This window comes from Arthrobacter sp. zg.Y820 (assembly GCF_030125555.1).
In the GTDB taxonomy this organism is placed as follows: domain Bacteria; phylum Actinomycetota; class Actinomycetes; order Actinomycetales; family Micrococcaceae; genus Arthrobacter_B.
The window spans coordinates 64,931-87,753 of sequence record NZ_JASKLX010000008.1 but is presented as its reverse complement, the minus strand read 5'-3'; the positions used below and the strand labels follow the sequence as shown (position 1 = coordinate 87,753).

Below are 22,823 nucleotides of genomic sequence, written 5' to 3'. Positions count from 1 at the left end.
TGATGAAAATTGTTGTACTAATGAAAGAGGTTCCGGATACTTGGGGCGATCGTACCCTGGATCTGGAAACCGGCCTGCTGAATCGGGCCGGCAGTGATCTCGTGCTCGACGAGATCACCGAGCGGGCCCTCGAGGTTGCGCTGACGCACCGCGACAGCAACCCGGGAACCGAGGTTGTCCTGCTTGCAGTGGGCCCCGCGACGGTGCCCAACAGCTTGCGCAAGGGCCTGGCCATGGGCGCGGACCGCGCCGTGCATGTTCACGACGACGCCCTGCTGGGCGCAGACCTGACATTGACCGCCGAAACGCTCGCCGCCGCCATCCGGCACATCGGGTTTGACCTCGTCGTCGCGGGCAACCTCTCCACCGACGGGGGAGGCGGCGTCCTTCCCTCGATGCTCGCCGAACTGCTGGGCGTTGCCGGCATCAGCTCGCTGAGCACTGTCGAGATCACCGACTCGACCGTCGCCGGGCGCCGGAACATCGAGTCGGGCGCCTTCGAGGTCAGCGCTGCCCTTCCGGCAGTCATCTCGATCACCGAGGCCCTTCCCGATGCGCGCTTCTCAAACTTCAAGGGCATCATGGCCGCCAAGAAGAAGCCGTTCGAGACGCTTTCCCTGGCCGATTTGGGCATAACGGTCGACGAGAACGCCGGCCGGTCCATCATTATCGCGGTGGCGCAGCGCCCCGCGCGCACCGCCGGAATCCGCATTGAGGACGACGGCGACGCCGGTCAGCAGATCGCCGATTTCCTCATCCAGAACCAACTCATCAAAGGACGCTCATAATGACCGCCTACCCTGCGAACTCAGTTCTCGTGCTCGTCGATGTCTCACCGGCCGGCCAGCTCCGCTCCAGCGCAGCAGAGGTCATTGGCGCGGCCTCAACCGTGGGCACGCCCGTAGCACTCGCCGTCGCGGCGCCAGGCAACGCGGACCGGCTCAGCGCTGAGCTGGCGGCACTCGGCGCGGGTTACGTGATGATCAGTGAATCAGCCGAGCTCGACACGGCCGTGGTCTCGCCGCTGGTCGATGCACTCAGCGCGGCCGCTGCGGCCGTCTCGCCCGAGGCCGTGCTGGTCTCGAACTCCATCCAGGGCCGGGATGCCGCTGCACGCTTTGCGGCACGCTCCGGCTCGTCCCTGGCCGCGGATGCCGTCGGTGTTTCCCGTGATGAGGAGGGAGTAGTCGCCCACCACAGCGTTTACGGCGGCGCCTATTCCGTCGACTCCGCCGCTGCTGCCGGAACTCTCGTGATCACGCTCCGCCAGGGGTCGTCGAGCGTGCGGGCCGCCGCGCAGGACGCCGAAACAGAGCTGCTGGCTGTGGCTGCGTCCGGAGCACCCGACGCCCTCATCAACAGTTACGAAGAGACAATCGTTGCCTCCTCGCGCCCCGAACTGCGCGGCGCCGAGGTGGTCGTCTCCGGCGGCCGCGGCGTGGGATCCGGTGAGAACTTCGCCCTCGTTGAGAGTCTTGCCGATGCGCTTGGCGGAGCCGTCGGAGCATCGCGGGCAGCGGTGGACGCCGGGTACGTGGCGCAAACCCTCCAGGTCGGCCAGACCGGAGTGACGGTTGCCCCGCAGCTCTACATCGCGCTCGGCATCTCCGGTGCCATCCAGCACCGCGCGGGAATGCAGACCGCCAAGACGATCATCGCCATCAACAAGGACGCCGATGCTCCGATTTTCGAAATCGCCGACTTCGGCGTGGTGGGCGACCTGTTCACGGTAGTACCCCAGCTGGTCAAAGCAATCGAATCGAAGCGGGGATAGTTCCATGGTGAGGAAGGGCCTTCCCCGAGTTCCCGGCGCTCCCGCCGGCGAGGCGGGGGACAAGCAGGAGAATATTGCAACAGCAACACCAGTAACACCAGAAACCGCAACACCAGTGACGCCCGCATCCGATAACACCGCAGCAGCCGGTGCCGTGCCTGCCGGCGCAGCACCGGCTGCTGCGCCGGCTGGCAGGCGTCAGGGCCTGCCCCGCGCTGCCACCGGGACCAGCACCGCCCCCGCGCCGGCAGTCTCTTCGGCCGCCAATGGAAGCGGAGTAGGGGCGGCGGCCACACCAGCGGCAACCGCCACACCGGCTCCGGCAGTGCCGGGGCGACGTCAGGGTATGCCGCGCCCGGCCGCCGGAGGCAGCGGGACGCCGTCGGCTTCTCCTGCCGGTGCCCCGTCAGGTTCAGCTTCGGGTTCTGCTTCAGCGTCCGGTGCTCGGACCCAGGCTCCGGCTGCAGGCGCTGCCTCCGCCGCCGCGGCAGCCAATCCGGCAGGGAAAACGACGGCAAAACCTGCAGCAAAGGCCGGCGCTCCCTCGTCCGGGCGCAGCAGGCTCGCGCGGGGCGGTCTCGCGACTGCTGCGCTGCTCGCCCTTTTCGCCATCGCCGTTTTGGTGGCCAGATGGCTCGTCACCCAGGACTCCGTGCAGGGCTTCATCGCCCAGTACCCGGGTGAAAGCCACCTCCCGCATGACGCCCCCGTCGGGCTGCCGGGCTGGCTTGGCTGGCAGCACTTCTTTAATGCCTTCTTCATGGTCCTGATTATTCGCTCGGGCTGGCAGGTCCGGACGCAGCGGAAGCCGCCGGCATCCTGGACGCCGCGCTGGGGCAAGAATCCGAAGAAGATCAGCATCACCCTGTGGCTGCACCAGTCTCTGGACCTTCTCTGGCTGGTCAACGGGGGAATCTTCGTGGTTCTGCTCGCTGTTACCGGGCAGTGGATGCGGGTGGTTCCCACGAGCTGGGACGTTTTCCCCAACGCCCTTTCGGCCGCCCTGCAGTACCTTTCGCTGGACTGGCCCACGGAGAATGGCTGGGTGAACTACAACAGCCTGCAGGTGCTTGCCTACTTCGTGACCATCTTCATCGCGGCGCCGCTCGCTGCCGCCAGCGGGTTCCGGATGTCGGACCTGTGGCCTTCGAAGGCCAAGCGGCTGAGCACCCTTTATCCGATCGAAGTGGCGCGGGCCATCCACCTCCCCGTGATGTTCTACTTTGTCGGATTCATCATTGTGCACGTCGCCCTGGTGCTATCAACCGGTGCGCTGCGCAATCTCAACCACATGTACGGCGGCCAGGATGCGGTGAATTGGTTCGGGTTCTGGGTCTTCTTCGCCTCGCTGCTCGTGATGGTTGGAGCGTGGTTTGCGGCCCGCCCGCTGATTCTGGCTCCCATCGCCTCGCTATTTGGCAAGGTCGGGCGCTAACTTTCTCTCCAGGTCAGCGACGGAGAACACGAACAAAAACGCGATGAAGACAAGGACTCCGGACGGCGATCGCCGTCCGGAGTCCTTGTTTCGTTGTCGGCTCCTTACATTCTTTGTTTCCTAAGCGCGCTGGCTCTCCTTGACGGCCAGGACGTCAAGGATTTCCTCTTCACGCCACTTCTTGAGCAGGCGGTGGAAGACAACCGGCCCCGGCCCGAAGGAGAAGCTCACGGGCGGCGGATTGCCTTCACGGTTGTAGTAGCCCGGTGTGCATTCGGCCTGGAACTGCTTGTTGTCGTTCGATGTTTCCTGGATGGTCCGGCACCACGCATCTTCGGCTTCCGCCGTCGGCTCAATGTAGTCGGCTCCGGTCTCGCGTCCCTTGGCGATGACGGCGGCAATGTGGTTGGCCTGTTCGAGCAGGATATGCACAAAGTTGACGGAGTTGGCGTTCTGCATCGGGCCCAGGTGGAAGAGGTTGGGGAAGCCATTGGTATAGAAGCCGTGAAGCGTCCTCGGCCCCCGACTCCAGGCCTCGAGCAGCGTGCGCCCGCCGCGGCCGGTGACGGGCATGGCACCGGAGGTCACGCCCGAGACGCCGACCTCAAACCCGGTGGCGAAAATGACGCAGTCCACTTCGTATTCGACGTCGCCCACCACGATGGAGGTCTCCGTCATGCGCGTAATGCCGCCAAAGTCCGCTGTGTCGACCAGCGTAACGTCGGGGCGGTTGAACGCCTCCAGGTAGAAGTCGCTGAAGGTGGGCCGCTTGCACATGTAGCGGTACCAGGGCTGAAGCACTTCGGCGGTGGCGGGATCGGACACCACAGCGCCGATCCGCGCACGGATCTCGTTCATCTTGGCGAAGTCGACCAGTTCGTCGATCCGTTCCCGTTCCTCTGCCGAAACGGTCGTGTCAACGGAACCGCTGATCATCTTGCGCTGGAGCTGCGCCGTGGAAGTCCAGCCGTCGCCGACAAGATCTTCTTCCACCGGCTCGCCCGAGATAACGGAGAGGAAGTTGTCCATCCGCTCCTGCTGCCAGCCGGGCTTCAGGGACGCTGCCCACTCCGGATCGGTGGGGCGGTTGTCCCGGACATCCACCGAGGAGGGGGTGCGCTGGAAAACGAAGAGCTGCTCGGCGTCGCGCGCCACCATGGGAATCACCTGAATGCCCGTGGCTCCGGTGCCAATCACGGCAACCTTCTTGTCGGCCAGCTTTGACAGCCCGCCGAACTGGTTCCCGCCGGTGTAGCCGTAGTCCCATCGGCTGGTGTGGAAGGTGTGGCCCTTGAAGGAATCAATGCCGGGGATGCCCGGAAGCTTGGGCTGCGTCAGGGTTCCGGAGGAGGTAATGACCTGGCGGGCGCGCATCGTGTCGCCGCGGTCGGTCTGCACGATCCACTCCAGGGCCTCTTCGTCCCAGGTCAGGCTGCTGACCCGGGTGTGGAAGACGGCGTCGCGGTACAAATCGAATTTCTTGGCGATGGCCACGGCATGCCGGCGGATCTCCTCGCCCGGGGCGTACCGCTCGCTGGGCATCGTGCCTACTTCTTCAAGCAGCGGCAGGTACAGATAGGACTCAATGTCGCAGCGGATGCCGGGGTAGCGGTTCCAGTACCAGGTGCCGCCGAAGTCGCCGGCCTCATCCATCATGCGGATGTCCTCGACGCCGGCCTGGCGCAGGCGGGCACCGGTGAGCAAGCCGCCGAATCCGCCCCCGACCACCAGGACCTCGACGGAGTCGGTGAGCGGCTCGCGCTCAGTTCGCTCGGTGTACGGATCAGTGGCGTAGTAGCCGAAGGTTCCCGTGGCCGGCTGGTACTGCGTGGCGCCGTCGGGCCGGATCCGCCGGTCCCGTTCCTGCTTGTACTTTGCCCTCAGCGAATCAACATCGAGCGCATCAAGGATTTGACCGTCGTGGCGGGCGTGTCCGCCGGAGGTGGCGGTTGCACTGCGGTTGCTCATTTATCGTCCTTACTTCGTGGAAAAAGCAGCCCCGGCGGTTCCCCCCATTTACAGCTCGCCGGGATGCCCGTGGATCTCAACCATTCGAAAATAGTTAACTTCAGGCTAACTAATTGCACTGGATGTTTCCTGATCGGCTGCCGGCTACTACGGTGAGGACATGACCGATGGAGCCGAAGAGCGGCAGGAACGCGACCAAGTATTACGAAACCTCGAGTCGCTGGCCGATTCGTATCAGGCGACCACGCTGCCGGTTCTCCTCGATTCACTCCTGACAACTGATCTCACCATCCAGCAGCTGAAGGTGCTGGCCGTCCTGGCCACCACGGAGAACGGAACGACAGGCCGCGGACTGGCGGACTCATTCGGTGTTTCACTGGCCTCGATGTCGGGCCTTGTGGACCGGCTCGTCACGCAGGGTGCGGCTGCACGGTCCCAGGATGAACAGGACGGCCGAGTGCGCCGGGTCCATGCCACACCGCTGGGCAGGGCCCTCGTCAGGCGCCTCGTGGCGAACCGGCCCGAACTCAGTTCCGAGATCCTCAGACGGCTGTCGCTGGAAGACCTGCGGGCCTTGGAACAGGGGCTGCAGGCTGTCCATGCCGAGACCGTGCGGAGGCCTCCCGCAGGGCGAATGCGGTAATAGCAGAAGAAAATGAGAAGATAAGAGATGTCCATCGGTTTTGGACGACTCTGCCCGTGTGGGCTCATCACCGCTGACCATCCAAAGGGCGATCAAAGCGGTGACAGTCCGGTGGCCCAAGATGCGCATAGCTGCGCGCGGGCCCGGGGGAGTCGGCTCCGGAACGGACCACTGACCTCCTGGTGCAGCGGCGAACAGCTGCAGCACCCCCGTAGTAAACCCGTACTCGACGAAAGAACTTTCATCCGTGAATAGAACAGCTGCCGCACTAAAAGCCCCCCGGGAACTCGCCAAAGGAACCATGCGCATTGTCGCGCTGGGCGGCATCGGCGAAATCGGCAGAAACATGACTGTCTTTGAATTCGACGGCAAACTGCTGATCGTTGACTGCGGCGTCCTTTTCCCCGAGGAGATCCACCCCGGCGTTAACCTGATCCTGCCTGACTTCTCGTACATCCGTGACCGCCTGAACGATGTCGTTGGCGTCGTCCTGACCCACGGCCACGAAGACCACATTGGCGGCATTCCCTACCTGCTGCGCGAACGTGCGGACATCCCCCTGATCGGTTCCAAGCTGACTCTGGCGTTCGTCGAGGCGAAGCTCAAGGAACACCGCATCACCCCGAAGCTGATCCAGGTCAAGGAAGGCGACCGCCGCACCATGGGCGGCTTCGACCTCGAGTTCGTGGCCGTCAACCACTCAATCCCGGACAGCCTTGCCGTTGCCATTCGCACCGAGGCCGGAATGATCCTGCACACCGGTGACTTCAAGATGGACCAGTTCCCGCTGGACCGCCGGATCACCGACCTGGCCGGTTTTGCCCGTCTTGGCGCCGAAGGCGTGGACCTGTTCCTCACGGACTCCACCAACGCCGACGTGCCGGGCTTCATGGCCTCGGAGAAGGAACTGGCTCCCGCCATCGACACGGTGTTCCGCACCGCGCCGCGCCGGATCATCGTTTCCAGCTTCGCCAGCCACATCCACCGCATCCAGCAGGTCATTGACGCTGCCGACCGTTACAAGCGCAAGGTTGCCTTTGTGGGCCGGTCGATGATCCGGAACATGACCATCGCCGAGGAACTGGGCTACCTGAACATCCCCAAGGGCATCCTGGTGGACTTCAAGGCCCTTCAGCGCTCCGATGACCCCAAGGTTGTCCTGATCTGCACCGGTTCACAGGGCGAGCCGCTGGCAGCCCTGTCCCGCATGGCCAACAAGGACCACCCGATCCGGATCCAGGAGAATGACACCGTGCTGCTGGCCAGCTCGCTGATCCCGGGTAACGAGAACGCCATCTACAGCGTCATCAACTCCCTGACCCAGTTGGGCGCCAACGTGGTCCACAAGGGCAACGCCAAGGTCCACGTCTCCGGCCACGCCAGTGCCGGGGAACTGGCCTACTGCTACAACATCGTCAAGCCGCGCAACGTCATGCCGGTCCACGGCGAATGGCGCCACCTGAAGGCCAACGCGGCCATCGCCGTCGCCACCGGCATGGACCCGCGCGACGTCGTCATCGCAGAAGACGGCGTGACCGTTGACCTGCGCCGCGGCCGCGCGTCGATTTCCGGCAAGATCCCCGTCGGCCTGGTCTTCGTGGACGGCGACAGCGTCGGCCACACCACCGAGGATGACCTCAAGGAGCGCCTGCAGCTCTCCGAGCAGGGTTCCGTCACGGTCCTGGCCCTCATCGATCCGGACACCGGCACGGTTGCCGAGCCGCCGGAGTTCTTCATCAAGGGCTTCGCCTGCAGCCCGGGCGACGTCAAGAAGGCCGAAGCCGTTGTGGAAAAGGCCATCAATGACGCAGCCAACGGCCGCGGCCGCGGTGCCCGCAATGAAGACCCCGAGGTCATCATTGAGCGTTCCGTTGCCAACTGGATGCGCCGCTTCTACAACCGCACGCCTGCCGTCACGGCGATTGTCGTGGATGCCTAAACCCGTCTCGGGGCGGTAGCCCCCTGCAGCGGCAAAAAGAAGGTCCGGCGTCGTAATTCCGACGCCGGACCTTCTTTTTGCTTCTGGCCCTGTCGGTGCTGCGGGCCGGGTCCTATCGTTCCATCAGACCCCGTTCCATCAGACCCGCCTGCAAAGGAGCTGAAATGGACGACGACGGACTTCCGGAGAGCGTACGGGTCCTGCGGCGCATTCTCTTTGAAGGCTTCGCCACGGGCGATACCGCCCTTGTGAACGAGCTCGTCTCTCCGGATCTCATCGAGCACCAGTTCGGGCTCGAGGGCCGCGGACCCGATGCCGTTGCCCACGTTAAAGAGGCCATCCGGCAGGTCCACGAGGCCATGCCGGACATCAGCTATGAACTCGAAGACTGGGCAACGCGCGGCAACACCGCCTGGGTGCGCTTTCGCGGACGCGGCACGAATACGGGGCCGTTTTTCGGACCGCCGAGCGGAAAGACGGTTGAAGTGACGGTAATTGACATCGCCGTTGTCGCTGACGGGCGCATCACTGAACACTGGGGAGTGCCGGACCGCTTTTCGCTGCTCCAGCAGACCGGCGTGCTCAAGCGCTTGAGGCCGGGCGCGGCTGAGGGCTAAGCCCGTGCCACACCTCGTGCGGCAATGATCTGCTCGCGCAGGACGTCCGCATGGCCGCAGTGCTGGGCGAGTTCGCGGAGCACATGAAGATAGATCCACCGCATCGGCAGCGGCCCCCTGCGATTCCCGTGCACAACGTCATGGATTCCGCGGCCCGCTGCCGCGGCCCGCGACGCCGAACAGGCCAGGCTGTACGCGGCGCGGACGGAGGCGATGGTGTCCTCCGGAGTGAGGTCGAACGACTCGTCAGGTCCCGCCGGGCAGCCTATTTCGGCTCGGGAAAGGCACGTGATCGCCTCGTTGAACCACACCTGCTCCACAAAGGTGGCGTGCTTGACCAGTCCCAGGAGAGTCGTTTTTGACGGCACGAGCCTGCTGCGGACCTCCGTTTCGGTCATGCCGTCGAGGCAGTCATAGAGGGCACCGCGGTGGTCGTCGAGAAATACTTGGAACTGCAGTTCCAACGGAGATGCGAAGGCAGCGGAATCATGGCTTGACGGTGTACTCACGAATGCGACCCTACCGCTCCTATACGCTTCCTCCATGCCGCGATTTCACTTCAGTCCCCAGCTCCACCAATCCACAGCTCCGTTCTCCCATTTCGTGCAGCACGGCGACACGGGATACACGGCCGGCATCATTGGACAGCGTCCCGACGACGGCGAGCTGGTTTCGGCCGATGTCGCCGAGCAGTGTGATGCAATGCTGACGAACCTCGAGGCTCTCCTGACGGAGCAGGGCCTGACCTTCAAAAGCCTGGTGCGCGTCACCATCCATTTGACGGACTATTCCGATTTCGCTGCCATCAATGCCGTGTACGCCAGGCGCATCCCGGCACCGCACCCGGCCCGCACCACGCTCCAGGCAGCTGGACTGCCGCTGGGTGCAAAGGTGCAGCTGGATGCGGTCGCCACCGTCGGGTCCCCAGGCTAAGCGGGCCGGGCATCTTCCTAAGGGCGCAGGCCGCGCAGGGTGGCTTCACGGTCCTTGCTCCACGAGCGGGCATACAGCCCCAGCGCGGCTTCCTCCAGCACGTCAAAACCGAGACGGTTGAGCAGTTGACTGCCCTGGTACACAGTGAGGTGCTGGGCGCTTCGACTGACCCGCTCCTTGTCCGCTCGGTACAGGTACCCGTCGATGGCCCGGGACCAACGCCGACGCCAGTTTTCCACCGCGGGTTCCGAAGCCGTAACTGCCATCAGGCGGTGGGCGGGCATGATCCGCGGCGCCAGCCGCGCTGTGAGGTCCTCGCGCAGCTTCGCGGCCTGCGGGCCAACGGATCCGGTGCAGCCGCGCAAATGGCTGTCCCAGTAGTAGTCCCAGGAAACGCTCCTGCGGTCAGCCCAGATGGACGAGCGCGGTCCGCGCATCATTGCGTGTGCGGTATCGAAGAGCAGCAGTGCCGCCAACGGGGAGCGGCTCTGTGCATTGGGAAAGCAGGACAGAGCCCAAGCAGCGAGGTCGGAGGACAGCTCGCCAACTTCAGCCGCCAAGTTCAGGCCCTCCAAGCCGCCGAACTTGGCCAGGGCAGACTCGAAGTTGGGCATCACGGACTCTCCTCCCCAGCAGGACGGGCCAGGGCAGAACCGTTGCTCGGAGATGTCCAGGCTGCCCAGCTGGGCAACAGCGTGATTTACCAGCGCCCGGGTGAAAGACAGCAGACGTTCCAGGACAGCAGGGGGAGCAAGGACACGGACCTGCACGGATGATGTTTCGGGTCCCTGAGACAGCTTGTAAGACCACCGCTCGGCGCCCAGCACCCGGGCCTGTGCAGCCAGCGGCGTCACAATTTGACCAACCACCGGGTCACGGACTTCCTTCCTTGCAGGCTGAATGGTCAGGATCCACCATGTGTTTTTGTGATTCAGTAGACTGGCGCCATTGTCAGGAGTCAATCGACACATTTTCCCCCCCATATTTGCTTATTGCCGGTGATATTCCCTTGCCGGCAGGGAAATCCCCACTCCACAAAGAGTCACACGTAAGAAGCGGGTGGAGATGGTGCATGGGCTTTAATCCTTTGAGGATCGAGAATCCATTGCCAAGTCAAAGTAACTGTGCTCTGCTGAAACAACAGACCACCCAGGGTCACGGGGATCCGGTAAGGACCGCATGACAGACGGTTCATGGGCTCCAGCCCTTGCTGCGTTGCTGGACAACGAACTGACCGGATCCTTCGGCGGGGTTTTGTTCCAGGTGACGGCGCTGACGTCCTTCGACGCGTCCAGCGTGGAGGTGGTGTGGACCGACGGCCCGCCAATGTATGCGGTCGACGTCATTATTCGCCGGTCGGCCGCATACTTTGAGGTAAGTTTCCTCGGGCCCAGACCGCGCCTTGCCCGCGGGTGCATCTCCAAGAGACGAACCATGAGCCCGGAGGCCGAGGAGCAGCTGCTCAGCCTGCTCGGCTCCGCCCTGGGGATTGAGGAGTTCGACTTGGAACATGTCCATCCAACACCGCCGCTGCTCACAGCGCCCGGAGGACGCACCACCGCGGGCACCGTTCCCGAATTCCTGGATGTCCTTTTTGAACGGACCAGCTTTTGCATGCAGTGCCCGGCTCCCAGCTCGGGCGGATCCGTAGCCTGCCCGTGCATTATTCCCAGGGATTAACGGACCGGTACCGCTGAATTTCCGTTAAGGTCCGTCCCGGATCCGTTAGGAATCCGTGAGGAAACGTTAATTGCCCCTTTCCAGGGGATCTACTCGTAAAGGCGCATCCGCGCCCTGCCGGCTGCCGCAGCCGGCAGAGGACAACGATTTGATCCCTGGGGGTCCCCTTGCTTGACGTTCTCATTGTGCTGGGCATCGCGGCATTCTTTGCCGCTCTGTTCCTGAGCATCCGGGCGGTGGAGAAGCTGTGATCTTCTTCGACGTCCTCGCGCTGGCCCTGGCGGCAGCCGCAGCAGTTTATCTGCTCGCGGCACTGATCCGACCGGAGCGTTTCTGATGGGCCTCTGGCCGGCCGTGGCCTCCTTCCTCCTCGTCGCCGTGGTGCTCGCAGCGCTCCACCGCCCATTGGGCGACTACATGGCACGGTTTTATACGTCCACCAAGGACCTCGCCGTTGAACGCGGCTTTTACCGCCTCATTGGGGTCGACTCCGGATCGCGGCAGTCCTGGCAGTCCTACCTGCGGAGCATTCTGGCGTTCTCGGCTGTTGGCTTGCTGCTGGTCTATGCACTGCAGCGCACCCAGCATCTGCTTCCGGGGTCGCTGGGCCTGCCGGCCGTTCCGGAAGGGCTCGCGTTCAACACGGCCGCATCCTTTGTCGCCAACACCAACTGGCAGTCGTACTCGCCGGAAGTCACCATGGGCTACGCGGTCCAGCTCACCGGGCTCGCAGTGCAGAACTTCCTCTCGGCAGCCGTCGGCTTGGCCGTGGCCGTGGCCCTCGTCCGCGCCTTCGCGGCCCGGAAGGAAACGACCATCGGTAACTTCTGGACCGACATGACCCGTTCCGTGCTGCGCCTGCTGCTGCCCGGGGCTTTCCTGGGTGCGCTGTTCCTGCTCATCGGCGGTGTCATCCAGAACTTCAACGGCTTCACCGAAGTTGCCACCCTCAGCGGCGGCACCCAGACCCTTCCGGGCGGGCCGGTCGCCTCTCAGGAGTCCATTAAGCTGCTGGGCACCAACGGCGGCGGTTTCTTCAACGCCAATTCGTCCCACCCGTTCGAGAACCCCTCGGCGTGGACCAACCTGGTTCAGATTGTGCTGATGCTCGCCATTCCGTTCAGCCTGCCGCGCACCTTCGGCACCATGATGGGTGACCGCAAGCAGGGCTACGCCATCCTGGCCGCCATGGCCGGCATCTTCACGGTCTCGCTGGTGGCCATGACGGCACTGGAATTCTCCGCCGCCTCCGGCCAAGCCGGCTCGATGGAGGGCAAGGAACAGCGTTTCGGCATCGCCGCCTCCGCCCTCTTCGGCACCACCAGCACGGCAACCTCCACCGGAGCCGTGAACGCCATGCATGACAGCTTCAGCCCGCTGGGCGGCATGATGGCCATGCTCAACATGATGCTCGGCGAAGTGGCACCCGGCGGCGTCGGGTCCGGGCTCTACGGCATGCTGATCCTGGCCCTGGTTACCTCCTTCATCGCCGGGCTGCTCGTCGGCCGGACCCCCGAGTATCTGGGCAAGAAGATCGGCCCGCGCGAGATCAAGCTGGCCAGCCTCTACCTGCTGACCATGCCCACCCTCGTGCTCGCCGGCACGGCGCTGAGCTTCGCCGTTCCGGGCATCCGCGAAGACGTGCAGGACACCTCCATTCTGAACCCGGGGCTGCACGGCTTCAGCGAGGTGCTGTACGCCTTCACCTCGGCGGCAAACAACAACGGTTCCGCCTTTGCCGGGCTGACCGCCAACACGCCGTGGCTGAACACCGCGCTGGGCCTGGCCATGCTTCTGGGCCGGTTCCTGCCGATGATCTTCGTGTTGGCCCTGGCCGGCTCCCTCGCGTCACAGGACCGGGTTCCGGTCTCCGCCGGCACCCTGCCCACGCACCGGCCCCAGGCCGTCGTAATGCTGGCGGGCGTCACCGTGATCGTGACTGCCCTGACCTTCTTTCCCGTACTCGCGCTGGGTCCCCTGGCGGAAGGGTTGCTCTGACCATGACCACTCTGACGAAAAACTCCCCATCCAGCCGCGGTAAAAACTCTGCGGGCAAAGCCGGAAACGGTCCGGACCAAACGCCGGACGGCTCAGGGCCCGGCGACGGCACGAAGTCCGGGCGGGGCAGCGGCTTCTCGGCCGCCCAGCTTGCCGCGGCCTTTCCCGGAGCCCTGCGCAAACTCGATCCGCGCATCATGTGGCACACGCCGGTCATGTTCATCGTGGAGGTGGGCGCCGCGCTGATTACCGTCATTGCGGTGGCGGAGTCCGTCACCGGCGGTGCCGGAACCTCCGGCGGCAGCGCGGTGCCGGGAAGCTTCACCTGGCTGATCGCCGCCTGGCTTTGGCTGACCGTCGTCTTCGCCAACCTGGCCGAAGCGGTGGCCGAAGGCCGGGGCAAGGCCCAGGCGGCGTCGCTGCGCGCCACCCGCACCACCACCCCGGCACAGCGGGTTGCCGGCTATGACCCGGCCGGCGATCCGTCGGCCTCCCGCACCGCCAGCGAGGAGGTTGCCTCCGCCGATCTGGTGCTCGACGACGTCGTGGTGGTCACCGCCGGCGGAATCATTCCCGGCGACGGCGACATCATTGACGGCATTGCGTCGGTGGACGAGTCGGCCATCACGGGCGAGTCCGCCCCGGTGGTCCGGGAGTCCGGCGGCGACCGGTCAGCCGTGACCGGCGGCACCCGGGTGCTCTCGGACCGCATCGTGGTCCGCATTACCAGCAAGCCCGGGGAGACGTTCGTGGACCGGATGATCCGTCTGGTGGAAGGGGCAGCCCGGCAGAAAACGCCGAACGAGATCGCCCTGGACATCCTGCTGGCCACCCTGTCACTGATCTTCCTGGTCGTTGTGGTGACGCTGAACCCGCTGGCGGGCTACGCCGGCGCCGCGGTGAGCATCCCGGTCCTGGTGGCCCTGCTGGTCTGCCTGATTCCGACCACCATCGGCGCGCTGCTCTCCGCCATCGGCATTGCCGGCATGGACCGCCTTGTCCAGCACAACGTGCTGGCCATGTCCGGCCGTGCCGTCGAAGCCGCCGGAGATGTCACCACCCTGCTGCTGGATAAGACCGGCACCATCACGTACGGCAACCGGCAGGCAGCGGACTTCATTCCGGTGGCAAGCGCGGACCGGGATGAACTGATCCGCGCCGCCGTCCTGTCCTCCGCGGAGGATCCGACGCCGGAAGGCAAGTCCATCGTGGACCTGGCCGCCGGCCTGCTGGCGGGAACTGACAGCGCCGGAAAGGACAGGCTTCCCGTCAAGGAGGCCGACGCCGTCAGCGTTCCCTTCACCGCGCAGACCCGGATGAGCGGCCTGGACCGTGCCGACGGGTCGAAGATCCGCAAGGGTGCCGGGTCGGCCGTCATGGACTGGGTAACCGAGAGCGGCGGAATCAAGGTTGATGTGCTTTCCGACCTGGCTTACCAGGTGGACAAAATCTCTGCCGGCGGCGGCACGCCGCTGGTGGTGGCGGTCCGCGACGCCGACGGCGGCAGCCGGGTACTCGGCGTCGTGCACCTGAAGGACGTGGTCAAGGACGGGCTGAAGGAGCGCTTCGCCGAGCTGCGCACCATGGGCATCCGCACGGTAATGATCACGGGCGATAATCCGCGCACCGCGAAGGCGATCGCAGCGGAAGCCGGGGTGGACGACTTCTTGGCCGAAGCCACCCCGGAGGACAAGATGGCACTGATCCGCACGGAACAGGCCAAAGGTCAGCTGGTAGCCATGACCGGGGACGGCACCAATGATGCCCCGGCACTGGCCCAGGCCGATGTAGGCGTGGCCATGAACACCGGAACGTCGGCCGCCAAAGAAGCCGGCAACATGGTGGACCTGGACTCGGACCCCACCAAGCTGATCGACATTGTCCGGATCGGCAAGCAGTTGCTGATCACCCGCGGGGCGCTGACCACGTTCTCCATCGCCAATGACGTGGCCAAGTACTTCGCGATCATTCCCGCGATGTTCATGGGAGTTTTCCCGGGACTGGCTGTCCTGAACGTCATGGGCCTGCACTCGCCGGCGTCGGCGATCCTCTCCGCGGTGATCTTCAATGCGCTCGTGATCATCGCCCTGATTCCGCTGGCCCTGCGCGGCGTGAAATACCGCGCCGCGAACGCCTCCGGAATCCTCACCCGGAACCTGCTGGTCTTCGGCGTCGGCGGGGTGGTGGCACCCTTCATCGGGATCAAGCTCATCGACCTGGCCGTGTCCCTGATTCCGGGGTTCTGATGCGGCACCCCGGAGCAGGAACTGACCATCAAGCAGATCAACCAAGCAACCCGCGCGTCAACAACCAGGTCAACAACCAGGGAGCATCATGAGTACCGCACGCACGTCCGCCCGTCAGCTGGGAGTGGCGGTGAGGGCCGCAGTGGTCCTGACGCTGGCCCTGGGCATCGTCTATCCGCTGGCTGTCACCGGGATCGGGCAGGCCGTGGCCAACAACCAGGCCAACGGATCTCCGGTCGCCGTGGACGGCGCCACAGTGGGCTCCGAGCTGATCGGCCAGTCCTTCACCGACGAGGAGGGTGCCGCCCTGCCGCAGTGGTTCCAGTCCCGGCCGTCAGCGGCCGGTGACGGATACGACGGCGGTGCCTCCAGCGGCTCCAACCTGGGTCCCACGAACCCGGACCTGGCAGCGGCAATCGATGAGCGCCGCGAGGCCGTCGCCGCCCTCGAGGGAGTGAATCCGAAGGAGGTGCCGGCAGACGCCCTGACGGCGTCGTCGTCGGGCCTCGATCCGCACATCAGTCCCGAGTACGCGCTGCTTCAGGCAAACCGGGTGGCTGCCGAGCGCGGCCTGGACACCGACGAGGTGCGGGCGCTGGTCGAGGATGCGGTGGAAGGGAGGCAGGCAGGAGCGCTGGGGGAGTCCAGGGTGAACGTGTTGCAACTGAACATTGCGCTCGCGCAGTTGGACACTTAGAAGCATGACACGAGGACAACTCCGGGTATTCCTGGGTGCTGCGCCCGGAGTCGGCAAGACGTACACCATGCTCGAAGAGGGCAAGCGGCTGGCCGGCGAGGGCAGGGACGTGGCGGTGGCGGTGGTGGAAACCCACGGCCGCGCCGCCACGGCAGCCATGGCCGAGGGCCTGGAAACGGTGCCTACCATTGCGGTGGACCATCGCGGCCTGCTGCTGTCCGAACTAAATCTGGATGCGGTGCTGGCCCGGCGGCCGGACTACGCCCTGGTGGACGAGCTGGCCCACACCAATGCCCCCGGCCTGGCCCATGCCAAGCGGTGGCAGGACGTCCAGGCCCTGCTCGCTGCCGGAATCAATGTCCTGTCCACCGTGAACATCCAGCACATCGAGTCGCTGAACGACGTCATCGAGCAGATCACCGGCACCGTGCAACGCGAAACGGTGCCGGACTCGGTGCTTCGGGCCGCGGATCAGGTGGAGCTGGTGGACATTGCTCCGCAGCTGCTGCGCGGCCGGCTTTCTCAGGGCATCATCTATCCGTCCGGCCGGGTGGATGCGGCGCTGTCCAATTACTTCCGGCTCGGCAACCTCACGGCGCTGCGGGAGCTGGCGCTGCTCTGGCTGGCGGACGAGGTGGACAGCGCCCTGAACCGGTACCGGGCCGAGAACGGCATTTCGAACAAGTGGGAGGCACGCGAACGGGTGGTGGTAGCCCTGACCGGCGGGCCGGAGGGACAGACCCTGCTGCGCCGGGGCGCGCGCATTGCCGCGCGCTCCGCCGGCGGGGAGCTGCTGGCCGTCCATGTCACCAGCCCCGATGGGCTGAGGGAAACCCATCCGGGTGAACTTGAAGCCCAGCGGGCGCTGGTGGAAAAGCTCGGCGGAACCTTTCACCAAGTGGTGGGCGGGGAGGTCCCGCACGCCCTGGTGGAGTTCGCCCGCGGCGTGAACGCCACCCAGCTGGTCATCGGTGTCAGCCGCCGGCCGCGGATCTGGGCACTGCTGACCGGGCCGGGGATCGGCGCCACGGTGGTGCGCGAGTCCGGAGACATCGACGTGCACATCGTCAACCACCCCGCGGCCGGCGGACGTCCCGTCCTGCCGCGGCTCGGCGGCGCACTGACGATGCGCCGGCGGCTGTACGGCGGAGCGCTTGCCCTGGCCGGCGGGCCCCTGCTGACCTGGTTCCTGGTGACCATGAGCACTCCGGCTTCGATCACCGGCGACGTGCTCAGCTACCAGCTGCTGGTTATTCTGGTGGCCCTCACGGGCGGCATCTGGCCGGCACTGTTTGCTGCGCTGCTCTCCGGCATCACCCTTGACTACTTCTTCATTCAGCCCCTGTACACGGTTACGGTTGCGACTCCGGAGCATGTGCTCGCGCTGATCCTGTATATCGTGAACGCCGTGCTGGTCAGTTTCGTTGTCGACCGTGCCGCCCGCCGTTCCCGCACGGCCGACCGCGCCGCCGCCGAGTCCGACCTGCTGGCCTCGGTGGCCGGAAACGTCCTGCGCGGAGAAGACGCCCTGGCGGCACTGGTGGGACGCACCCGGGAAGCCTTCAACCTCACCACCGTGCGTCTGCTGGCCGACGACGCCGTGCTCGCCGCTGCGGGCACGGTTCCGGGAACTGCGGCCCCCACCCGGCTGCCGGTCGGGGACCGTGCGGTGCTGGAACTGTACGGCCGCGATCTGGAGGCCTCGGACCGCCGGCTGCTGGCGGTGATCACTGCCCAGCTGGAGGCTGCCCTGGATTTCGGCGACCTTACGCAAACTGCCGAGGGTCTCGGGTCCCTCGCGGCCGCCGACAAGGTCCGCACCGCGCTGCTGGCCGCCGTCGGGCACGACCTGCGCCGCCCGCTCACGGCGGCAACTGCCGCAGTCACCGGGCTGCGGGCCCCGGATGTGCAGTGGAGCGAGCAGGACCGCGCCGAGCTGCTGGCCACTGCTGAGGAATCCCTGGCCACGCTGTCGGGGCTGGTCACGAGCCTGCTCGATGTCAGCCGGCTGCAGGCCGGGGTGCTTGGCGTGAGCCTCGCCCCGCTGGAGACGGCCGAGGTGGTGCTTCCGGCCCTGGAAGAACTGAACCTGGGCCCGGCCGAAGTGGAGCTGGAGATTCCTCCGGACCTTCCGCCGGTGCTGGCCGATTCCGTGCTGCTGCAGCGCGTCCTGGTGAATCTGCTGGCGAACGCGGTGCGGTTCTCCCCGTCCGGATCCAAGGTGGTGCTGGCGGCGAGCGCGTTTGCCGGCCGTGTGGAAGTACGCGTCATAGACTGTGGGCCGGGAATCTCTTCCGACCGCCTGGAAGACGTGTTCGTGCCGTTTCAGCGGCTGGGGGACACCGACAACCTGACCGGACTGGGTCTGGGACTGGCGCTGGCCAAGGGCTTCATGGAAGGAATGATGGGAACGCTGGAGACCGAGGATACGCCCGGCGGCGGACTGACCATGGTGCTGTCCCTTCCCGCGGCCGACATTTCGGGTGCGGCTTCGGGTGCGGATGCGGTTGCGATTGACTCAGCCCCGTCCCGCGAATCGGGTGCCCTGTGAAAATCCTGGTCGCCGACGACGACGTGCAGATCCTCCGGGCCCTGCGCATCACCCTCGCCGCCTACGGCTACGAGGTGGCAACGGCTGCCGACGGTGCCGCGGCGGTGCGCAAGGCCGTGGAAGAGCATCCGGACCTGATCGTCCTGGATTTGGGCATGCCCAGGCTCAGCGGCATGGAGGTCATCGAGGCGGTGCGCGGCTGGAGCCGGGCACCGATCCTGGTCATCTCCGGCCGCACCGACTCTGCCGATAAGGTCCGTGCCCTGGACCTGGGAGCCGACGACTACGTGACCAAACCTTTCTCCACTGAGGAACTGATGGCACGCATCCGTGCCCTGACCCGCCGCACTCCGGCGGCTCCGGAGCAGTCCGAAGTGGTCTTCGGCGACGTCCGGGTGGATTTGGCGGCGAAGTCAGTGGTGCGGATTTCCGACGGTTCCGCCATCCGGCTAACCCCCACCGAGTGGCGGCTGCTGGAAGCACTGGTGCAGTACCCGGGCCGGCTCATCAGCCAGCCTTCCCTGCTCACCGAGGTATGGGGTCCGGGCACCACTGACACCGGCTATCTCCGCCTCTACATGGGACAGCTGCGCCGCAAGCTGGAAGCCGACCCCGCCGTTCCGGTGCACTTCGTCACCGAGCACGGCATGGGGTACCGCTTTGTTCCGGCCCGGGCTTAGCCGGCTTTTCCCAGGTTCCATTCCTCCGGGCGCTTGTCTCTGATGCCTCAGGAGCGGCTGTAAGCCCGCGGCAGCTTCAGGCCGCGTTCCTCCATGACCGAGCGCAGCAGTGTCGGGTAGTCGGTGATGAGTCCATCCACCCCCAGATCCATCAGGGCGTTCATGGCATCCGTTGTGTTGACGGTCCAGGGAATGACCGGAAGACCGGCCTCGTGCGCCTCTTGGATCAGCTGCGCGGTGACAGAAGTGGCGATGGGGGAGAGGACGTCATACCCGGCCGCTGCGGCGGCCAGGGCGGGCGATCCGTTGTAATCGTCGATGTCCATGCCGCCCAGCTGGGGCGCGGCGCCGGGCTGGCCCACCTGCAGGGCAACGGCGTTGTGGGCCAACGCCACCAGCTTCAGGTCCGGCGCGATGTCGGCCACCACGTTCAGGGCGGCCCAGTCAAAGGATTGGATGGTGGTGCGGCGTTCCCGGCCCGAGGCTTCAACCTCCGCGACGACGGCACGCGCCAGGGCTTCCATTTCCGGACCGCCCTCCAGACCATCTTCAACCTTGGTTTCGACGTTGAAGCGGATCTTTCGGGCATCGTAGGCATCGGCGAGCGCATACAAGTCCCGGAGTTCTGCAATTCGGTTACCCTCCACCACCTCCTGGTCGGGATAGCCCGGCAGCTGCTGGAAGCCGCAGTCGAGGGTCTTGATCTGCGCCAGGTCCAGAAGTGCCACACGGTCACCCACATAGGGGAACTCGGGGTCCGCAGGCCGGGCAGGGGCGGTGTCCCGGCACTTCTCCGGCATGATCAAGTCGTCATGCCACACGATCACCTTGCCGTCTTCGGTCAAATGCGTGTCCAGTTCCAAGGTGCTGACCCCAAGCTCCAGTGATCGGGCAAAGGCTGTCAGGGATTCCTCCGTGTATTCGCCGCGTCCGCCGCGGTGTGACTGCAGGTCGAAGCGGGTCTTGGGCTTATTCCAGTCCGGAGGATTACCGCCGCCGCCGCCCTCGCCGTCGCCGTCCGCGCCCGCACGCATCACCTGGACCATGACGTCGAAGATACGAGTGTTTTCGTAGACTCCGTTCAGCAGTTCTGATCCCGGCCCCATGGCCGTGAGGGGAACGTCCAGCGCTGTATGTCCGCCGGTGGTCCAGTCCACCATGAACTGCTGGTTCGAGTTCGCCACCGGCAGCGGGCCGTCCTCGGCGGAGGGGCCGTCTCCGGACTCGTCCGGTTCCTCTCCGGGCTCGGGAACATCGACGGCTTCAATGGTCATGCCGCCGGTCTGGTGATCACCCACGACAATGAGCAGGGTGTCGCCGTCCTGTTCCGCAAAATCCTTGGCGAGGGCCACTGACCGGTCGAACTCGATGCCCGATTCAATCGTGAGCTCGGCGTTGTTCACGTGGCTGAAGGAATCGATGCCTTCCTCCTCGACCATGAGGAAGAATCCGTCATTGCCGCGGCTCCCGTTGTCTCCTTGGGCTCGGTCACCGTTATCGGCGTCGTTGCCGTTGCCGCCATCGCCCGCGCCCCCGGAGCCAAGGATTTCGAGTGCCTTGGACGTCATCTCCGTCAGGGGAACTGTGGGCTGGTACAGGGGTTCGACGTCGTCGCCGTACTGGAACATCTCTTCGTTGGAGAAGAGGCCCAGCAGCATGGGCGAGTCGGCTGCCTGCAGGCCCTCGCGATCCCAAACATATTCGTACCCGAGGGACTGGGCCTCCTCGACGAGATTCCCCTCGGTTCCGGCACTCTGCTCGGACGGATCTTCCGGCGGATTGTCCGGATGGCGCCCCGGGTTTCCGGCCGGATACCAGTGATCCTCGCCGCCACCCAGGATGACCTCGGGCCGGCTGCTCTCCAGGAACTGACGCGCAATGGCACTCTGTTCGTCCCGGTCCGCAACATGGGATCCGAAGGCCGCCGGCGTGGCATCGGTGACGGTGCTGGTGGTCACCAGTCCCGTCGATTTGCCCAGCTCCTCGGCCACTTCCAGAGCCGTCGTGACCGGCTGCTGCTCGAGGTCAACGCCAATGGCGCGGTTGTACGTCTTGACTCCGGTGGCCATGGCCGTGGCGGCCGCCGCTGAGTCCGTAACGAAGCTTTCCGGATCCGCGGAGTTGGTGTGCACCCTGCCGGCGGAGGGCAGGGAATCCATCTCCAACTCTCCGGTTAGTCCCACCAAGGCCAGTCGGATGGCTTCGCGCTGACCCGGTCCCATGCCGTCCCCGACCATCAGGATCACGTTCCGTGCTGCGGGGGACCCGCCGTCGTCGCCTCCTCCCTGACCTTCTCCCGTCCCATGCAGCCCGATGAATGGTGCAGTTCCCAAAACGACGGCGGTTGCCGCCGCCGTCGTCACTGCCCGCAGCGTGTGTTTTCCCGCGATTGCCTGTTTCACAGCGAATTCCTCCCAGAGTGCGATGACCAGCCTGCGATGAATGGACCAGCAGTGTTCTGGTCCAAGTCGGCGTCCCCTGTGCCTCCGTGGCGTCAACAGTTCTCATCTGTGAACTGTCCGTCAAGCGAAGTCGTGGACAGCCGGGCGGGATGCGGCCGAATGGAGGTGTTTCCTGCAGTCCTTCTTGTTTTTCCGGGTCTGACTCCCACCCATCCGGTGGAGCCGCAGCGTTCTGCCGGGCGTCAGGTCGGGGAGAACTCAGTGATTGGCGCAGGAGCCGTGGTTACCCGGGCTGTGCCGGAGAATGTGGTGGTCGTGGGCAATCCGGCGCGGGTGATCAGGACCTCTAGGTGGTTTCCGCTGGGGTCTCTTTACGTTTGGGGTCTCAGGACCAGCAGATCTCCGATGGAGCAGTCCAGGGCTCGGCAGATTGCTGTCAGGGTGGAGAAGCGGATCGCCTTGGCCCGGTCGTTCTTAAGGACTGAGAGATTCACGATGCTGACATCCACTCGCTTGCTGAGTTCAGTCAGCGTCAGCTTCCGCTCAGCCAGCAGTTCATCGAGCCTGCAGTGCACTGATGAGTCCAAGTCAACAGGCGGCACTAGACCAGCCCTTCGCCGTCGCGCTGAAATCTGCTGCCGAGGTGGAAGGCTGCTGCCAGCAGGGCCAGGAATATGCCGAACATCAGGATCACCGCATCCAACGCGCCAAAGACGTAACCGTCGGTGAATGGCGCGTTTCTCAGATCGATGCCCGCGTCGGAGAGGATGCGCTCGTTAATGCTGGCGAACACCGAGGGCAGAACTGCGGATCCGGCAACGATCACAGCGGAAGAGACGCAGAAGCCGAGAGTCATAAGCCGCCCAAACGGCTGGCCCCTGTAGACGCGGAGACAGAGGTAGCCAAGAAACGCGGTAATCAGGGCTGGGACGGTGCACCCAATCCCCATCGTGGCCGACCACATCGACAATCCTTCGGACTCAACGTTTTGCAGTGACAGTTGGTAGCTCTCCGAGGATCCGCTGACGATTTGGGGACTCAGGTGCGTCCAAGCGGAGTCCTGTATTGGAGCTGCGGGCAGGGTTAGCTCCACCCGTCCGGACATTGGCATGATGACCGCGGCGACCGCCGCTCCCAGGCACACGAGAGTAGTAAACCCGGAGATCGACATTCCAATCACCAGCCCAACTTTTTGGGCAGTGCGTGCGCTCTTGCGGGTCAGCGGTATGGATGTTGTTGCCATGGGGTCTCCCTGCGCGG

At 65.1% G+C, this 22,823-nt stretch carries 20 protein-coding genes and 1 pseudogene; 15 read left to right on the top strand and 6 right to left on the bottom strand.

Going from position 1 to position 22,823, the window contains the following annotated elements; all coding sequences use genetic code 11:
- Positions 1–2 precede the first annotated feature (2 nt).
- The 3 genes from QNN99_RS07905 (at position 3) to QNN99_RS07895 (ending at position 3,209) form a co-directional block, all read left to right on the top strand.
- Complete coding sequence (locus tag QNN99_RS07905; RefSeq protein ID WP_229965921.1) at positions 3–788, top strand: electron transfer flavoprotein subunit beta/FixA family protein; 786 nt, start codon at positions 3–5, stop codon at positions 786–788.
- Positions 788–1,774 carry an electron transfer flavoprotein subunit alpha/FixB family protein gene (locus tag QNN99_RS07900; protein ID WP_229965920.1) on the top strand — a complete coding sequence of 329 codons (987 nt, stop codon included), beginning with the start codon at positions 788–790 and terminating at the stop codon, positions 1,772–1,774. The genes QNN99_RS07905 and QNN99_RS07900 overlap by 1 nt, the downstream gene beginning before the upstream one ends.
- A gap of 346 nt (positions 1,775–2,120) precedes the next feature.
- Positions 2,121–3,209 carry a cytochrome b/b6 domain-containing protein gene (locus tag QNN99_RS07895; RefSeq protein WP_229965919.1) on the top strand — a complete coding sequence of 363 codons (1,089 nt, stop codon included), beginning with the start codon at positions 2,121–2,123 and terminating at the stop codon, positions 3,207–3,209.
- Between the two features lie 120 nt (positions 3,210–3,329).
- On the opposite strand, the gene QNN99_RS07890 is transcribed toward QNN99_RS07895, so the two are convergent.
- The gene (locus QNN99_RS07890; RefSeq protein ID WP_229965918.1) at positions 3,330–5,177 is read right to left on the bottom strand and encodes a flavin-containing monooxygenase; all 1,848 of its coding nucleotides are present in this window, start codon (positions 5,175–5,177) and stop codon (positions 3,330–3,332) included.
- 160 nt (positions 5,178–5,337) lie between these two features.
- On the opposite strand from QNN99_RS07890, the gene QNN99_RS07885 reads away from it, so the two are divergent.
- From QNN99_RS07885 to QNN99_RS07875, 3 genes are all read left to right on the top strand, one after another.
- A complete protein-coding gene (locus tag QNN99_RS07885) occupies positions 5,338–5,820 on the top strand; it encodes a MarR family transcriptional regulator (protein ID WP_229965917.1) in 483 nt (160 codons plus the stop codon).
- A 301-nt stretch (positions 5,821–6,121) separates the two neighbouring features.
- Positions 6,122–7,759, top strand: a complete 1,638-nt coding sequence (locus QNN99_RS07880; RefSeq protein ID WP_229965916.1) for a ribonuclease J — start codon at positions 6,122–6,124, stop codon at positions 7,757–7,759.
- Positions 7,760–7,923: 164 nt separating this feature from the next.
- Positions 7,924–8,376, top strand: coding sequence for an ester cyclase (locus tag QNN99_RS07875; protein ID WP_229965915.1), 453 nt, complete (start codon positions 7,924–7,926; stop codon positions 8,374–8,376).
- On the opposite strand, the gene QNN99_RS07870 is transcribed toward QNN99_RS07875, so the two are convergent.
- Positions 8,373–8,885 (bottom strand): DinB family protein, encoded by a 513-nt coding sequence (locus QNN99_RS07870; RefSeq protein ID WP_229965914.1) that lies wholly within the window; start codon positions 8,883–8,885, stop codon positions 8,373–8,375. The genes QNN99_RS07875 and QNN99_RS07870 overlap by 4 nt on opposite strands.
- Positions 8,886–8,919: 34 nt before the next feature.
- Here QNN99_RS07870 and QNN99_RS07865 point away from each other — a divergent pair, with 34 nt between their 5' ends.
- The gene (locus QNN99_RS07865) at positions 8,920–9,309 is read left to right on the top strand and encodes a RidA family protein (RefSeq protein WP_229965913.1); all 390 of its coding nucleotides are present in this window, start codon (positions 8,920–8,922) and stop codon (positions 9,307–9,309) included.
- A 17-nt stretch (positions 9,310–9,326) separates the two neighbouring features.
- Here the strand turns inward: QNN99_RS07865 and QNN99_RS07860 are convergent, their stop codons facing one another.
- On the bottom strand, positions 9,327–10,280 hold the full coding sequence (locus QNN99_RS07860; RefSeq protein ID WP_331461764.1) for a lantibiotic dehydratase C-terminal domain-containing protein: 954 nt from the start codon (positions 10,278–10,280) through the stop codon (positions 9,327–9,329).
- A 208-nt stretch (positions 10,281–10,488) separates the two neighbouring features.
- On the opposite strand from QNN99_RS07860, the gene QNN99_RS07855 reads away from it, so the two are divergent.
- The 7 genes from QNN99_RS07855 to QNN99_RS07825 all read left to right on the top strand — a co-directional run bounded on the left by QNN99_RS07855 (position 10,489) and on the right by QNN99_RS07825 (position 19,161).
- Entirely contained in the window at positions 10,489–10,989 is a 501-nt protein-coding gene (locus QNN99_RS07855; RefSeq protein WP_229965911.1) for a hypothetical protein, read from the top strand.
- Between the two features lie 247 nt (positions 10,990–11,236).
- Entirely contained in the window at positions 11,237–11,326 is a 90-nt protein-coding gene (locus tag QNN99_RS07850; protein WP_229965910.1) for a potassium-transporting ATPase subunit F, read from the top strand.
- The gene (kdpA, locus tag QNN99_RS07845) at positions 11,326–12,987 is read left to right on the top strand and encodes a potassium-transporting ATPase subunit KdpA (RefSeq protein ID WP_229965909.1); all 1,662 of its coding nucleotides are present in this window, start codon (positions 11,326–11,328) and stop codon (positions 12,985–12,987) included. The genes QNN99_RS07850 and kdpA overlap by 1 nt, the downstream gene beginning before the upstream one ends.
- A gap of 2 nt (positions 12,988–12,989) precedes the next feature.
- Positions 12,990–15,233 (top strand): potassium-transporting ATPase subunit KdpB, encoded by a 2,244-nt coding sequence (kdpB, locus tag QNN99_RS07840; protein WP_229965908.1) that lies wholly within the window; start codon positions 12,990–12,992, stop codon positions 15,231–15,233.
- An 88-nt stretch (positions 15,234–15,321) separates the two neighbouring features.
- On the top strand, positions 15,322–15,930 hold the full coding sequence (gene kdpC, locus QNN99_RS07835) for a potassium-transporting ATPase subunit KdpC (RefSeq protein ID WP_229965907.1): 609 nt from the start codon (positions 15,322–15,324) through the stop codon (positions 15,928–15,930).
- A gap of 4 nt (positions 15,931–15,934) precedes the next feature.
- A complete protein-coding gene (locus tag QNN99_RS07830) occupies positions 15,935–18,481 on the top strand; it encodes a DUF4118 domain-containing protein (protein WP_229965906.1) in 2,547 nt (848 codons plus the stop codon).
- Positions 18,478–19,161, top strand: a complete 684-nt coding sequence (locus QNN99_RS07825) for a response regulator (RefSeq protein ID WP_229965905.1) — start codon at positions 18,478–18,480, stop codon at positions 19,159–19,161. Before QNN99_RS07830 ends, QNN99_RS07825 begins: the two co-directional genes overlap by 4 nt.
- A 47-nt stretch (positions 19,162–19,208) precedes the next feature.
- On the opposite strand, the gene QNN99_RS07820 is transcribed toward QNN99_RS07825, so the two are convergent.
- A complete protein-coding gene (locus tag QNN99_RS07820) occupies positions 19,209–21,563 on the bottom strand; it encodes an alkaline phosphatase (RefSeq protein ID WP_229965904.1) in 2,355 nt (784 codons plus the stop codon).
- A 198-nt stretch (positions 21,564–21,761) separates the two neighbouring features.
- Here QNN99_RS07820 and QNN99_RS07815 point away from each other — a divergent pair.
- Positions 21,762–21,908: pseudogene (locus QNN99_RS07815) on the top strand (sugar O-acetyltransferase); the annotation flags it as partial.
- Positions 21,909–21,934: 26 nt separating this feature from the next.
- On the opposite strand, the gene QNN99_RS07810 reads toward QNN99_RS07815, so the two are convergent.
- On the bottom strand, positions 21,935–22,165 hold the full coding sequence (locus tag QNN99_RS07810; RefSeq protein WP_229965903.1) for a helix-turn-helix domain-containing protein: 231 nt from the start codon (positions 22,163–22,165) through the stop codon (positions 21,935–21,937).
- Entirely contained in the window at positions 22,165–22,806 is a 642-nt protein-coding gene (locus tag QNN99_RS07805; protein WP_229965902.1) for a hypothetical protein, read from the bottom strand. Before QNN99_RS07805 ends, QNN99_RS07810 begins: the two co-directional genes overlap by 1 nt.
- Positions 22,807–22,823: the final 17 nt, after the last annotated feature.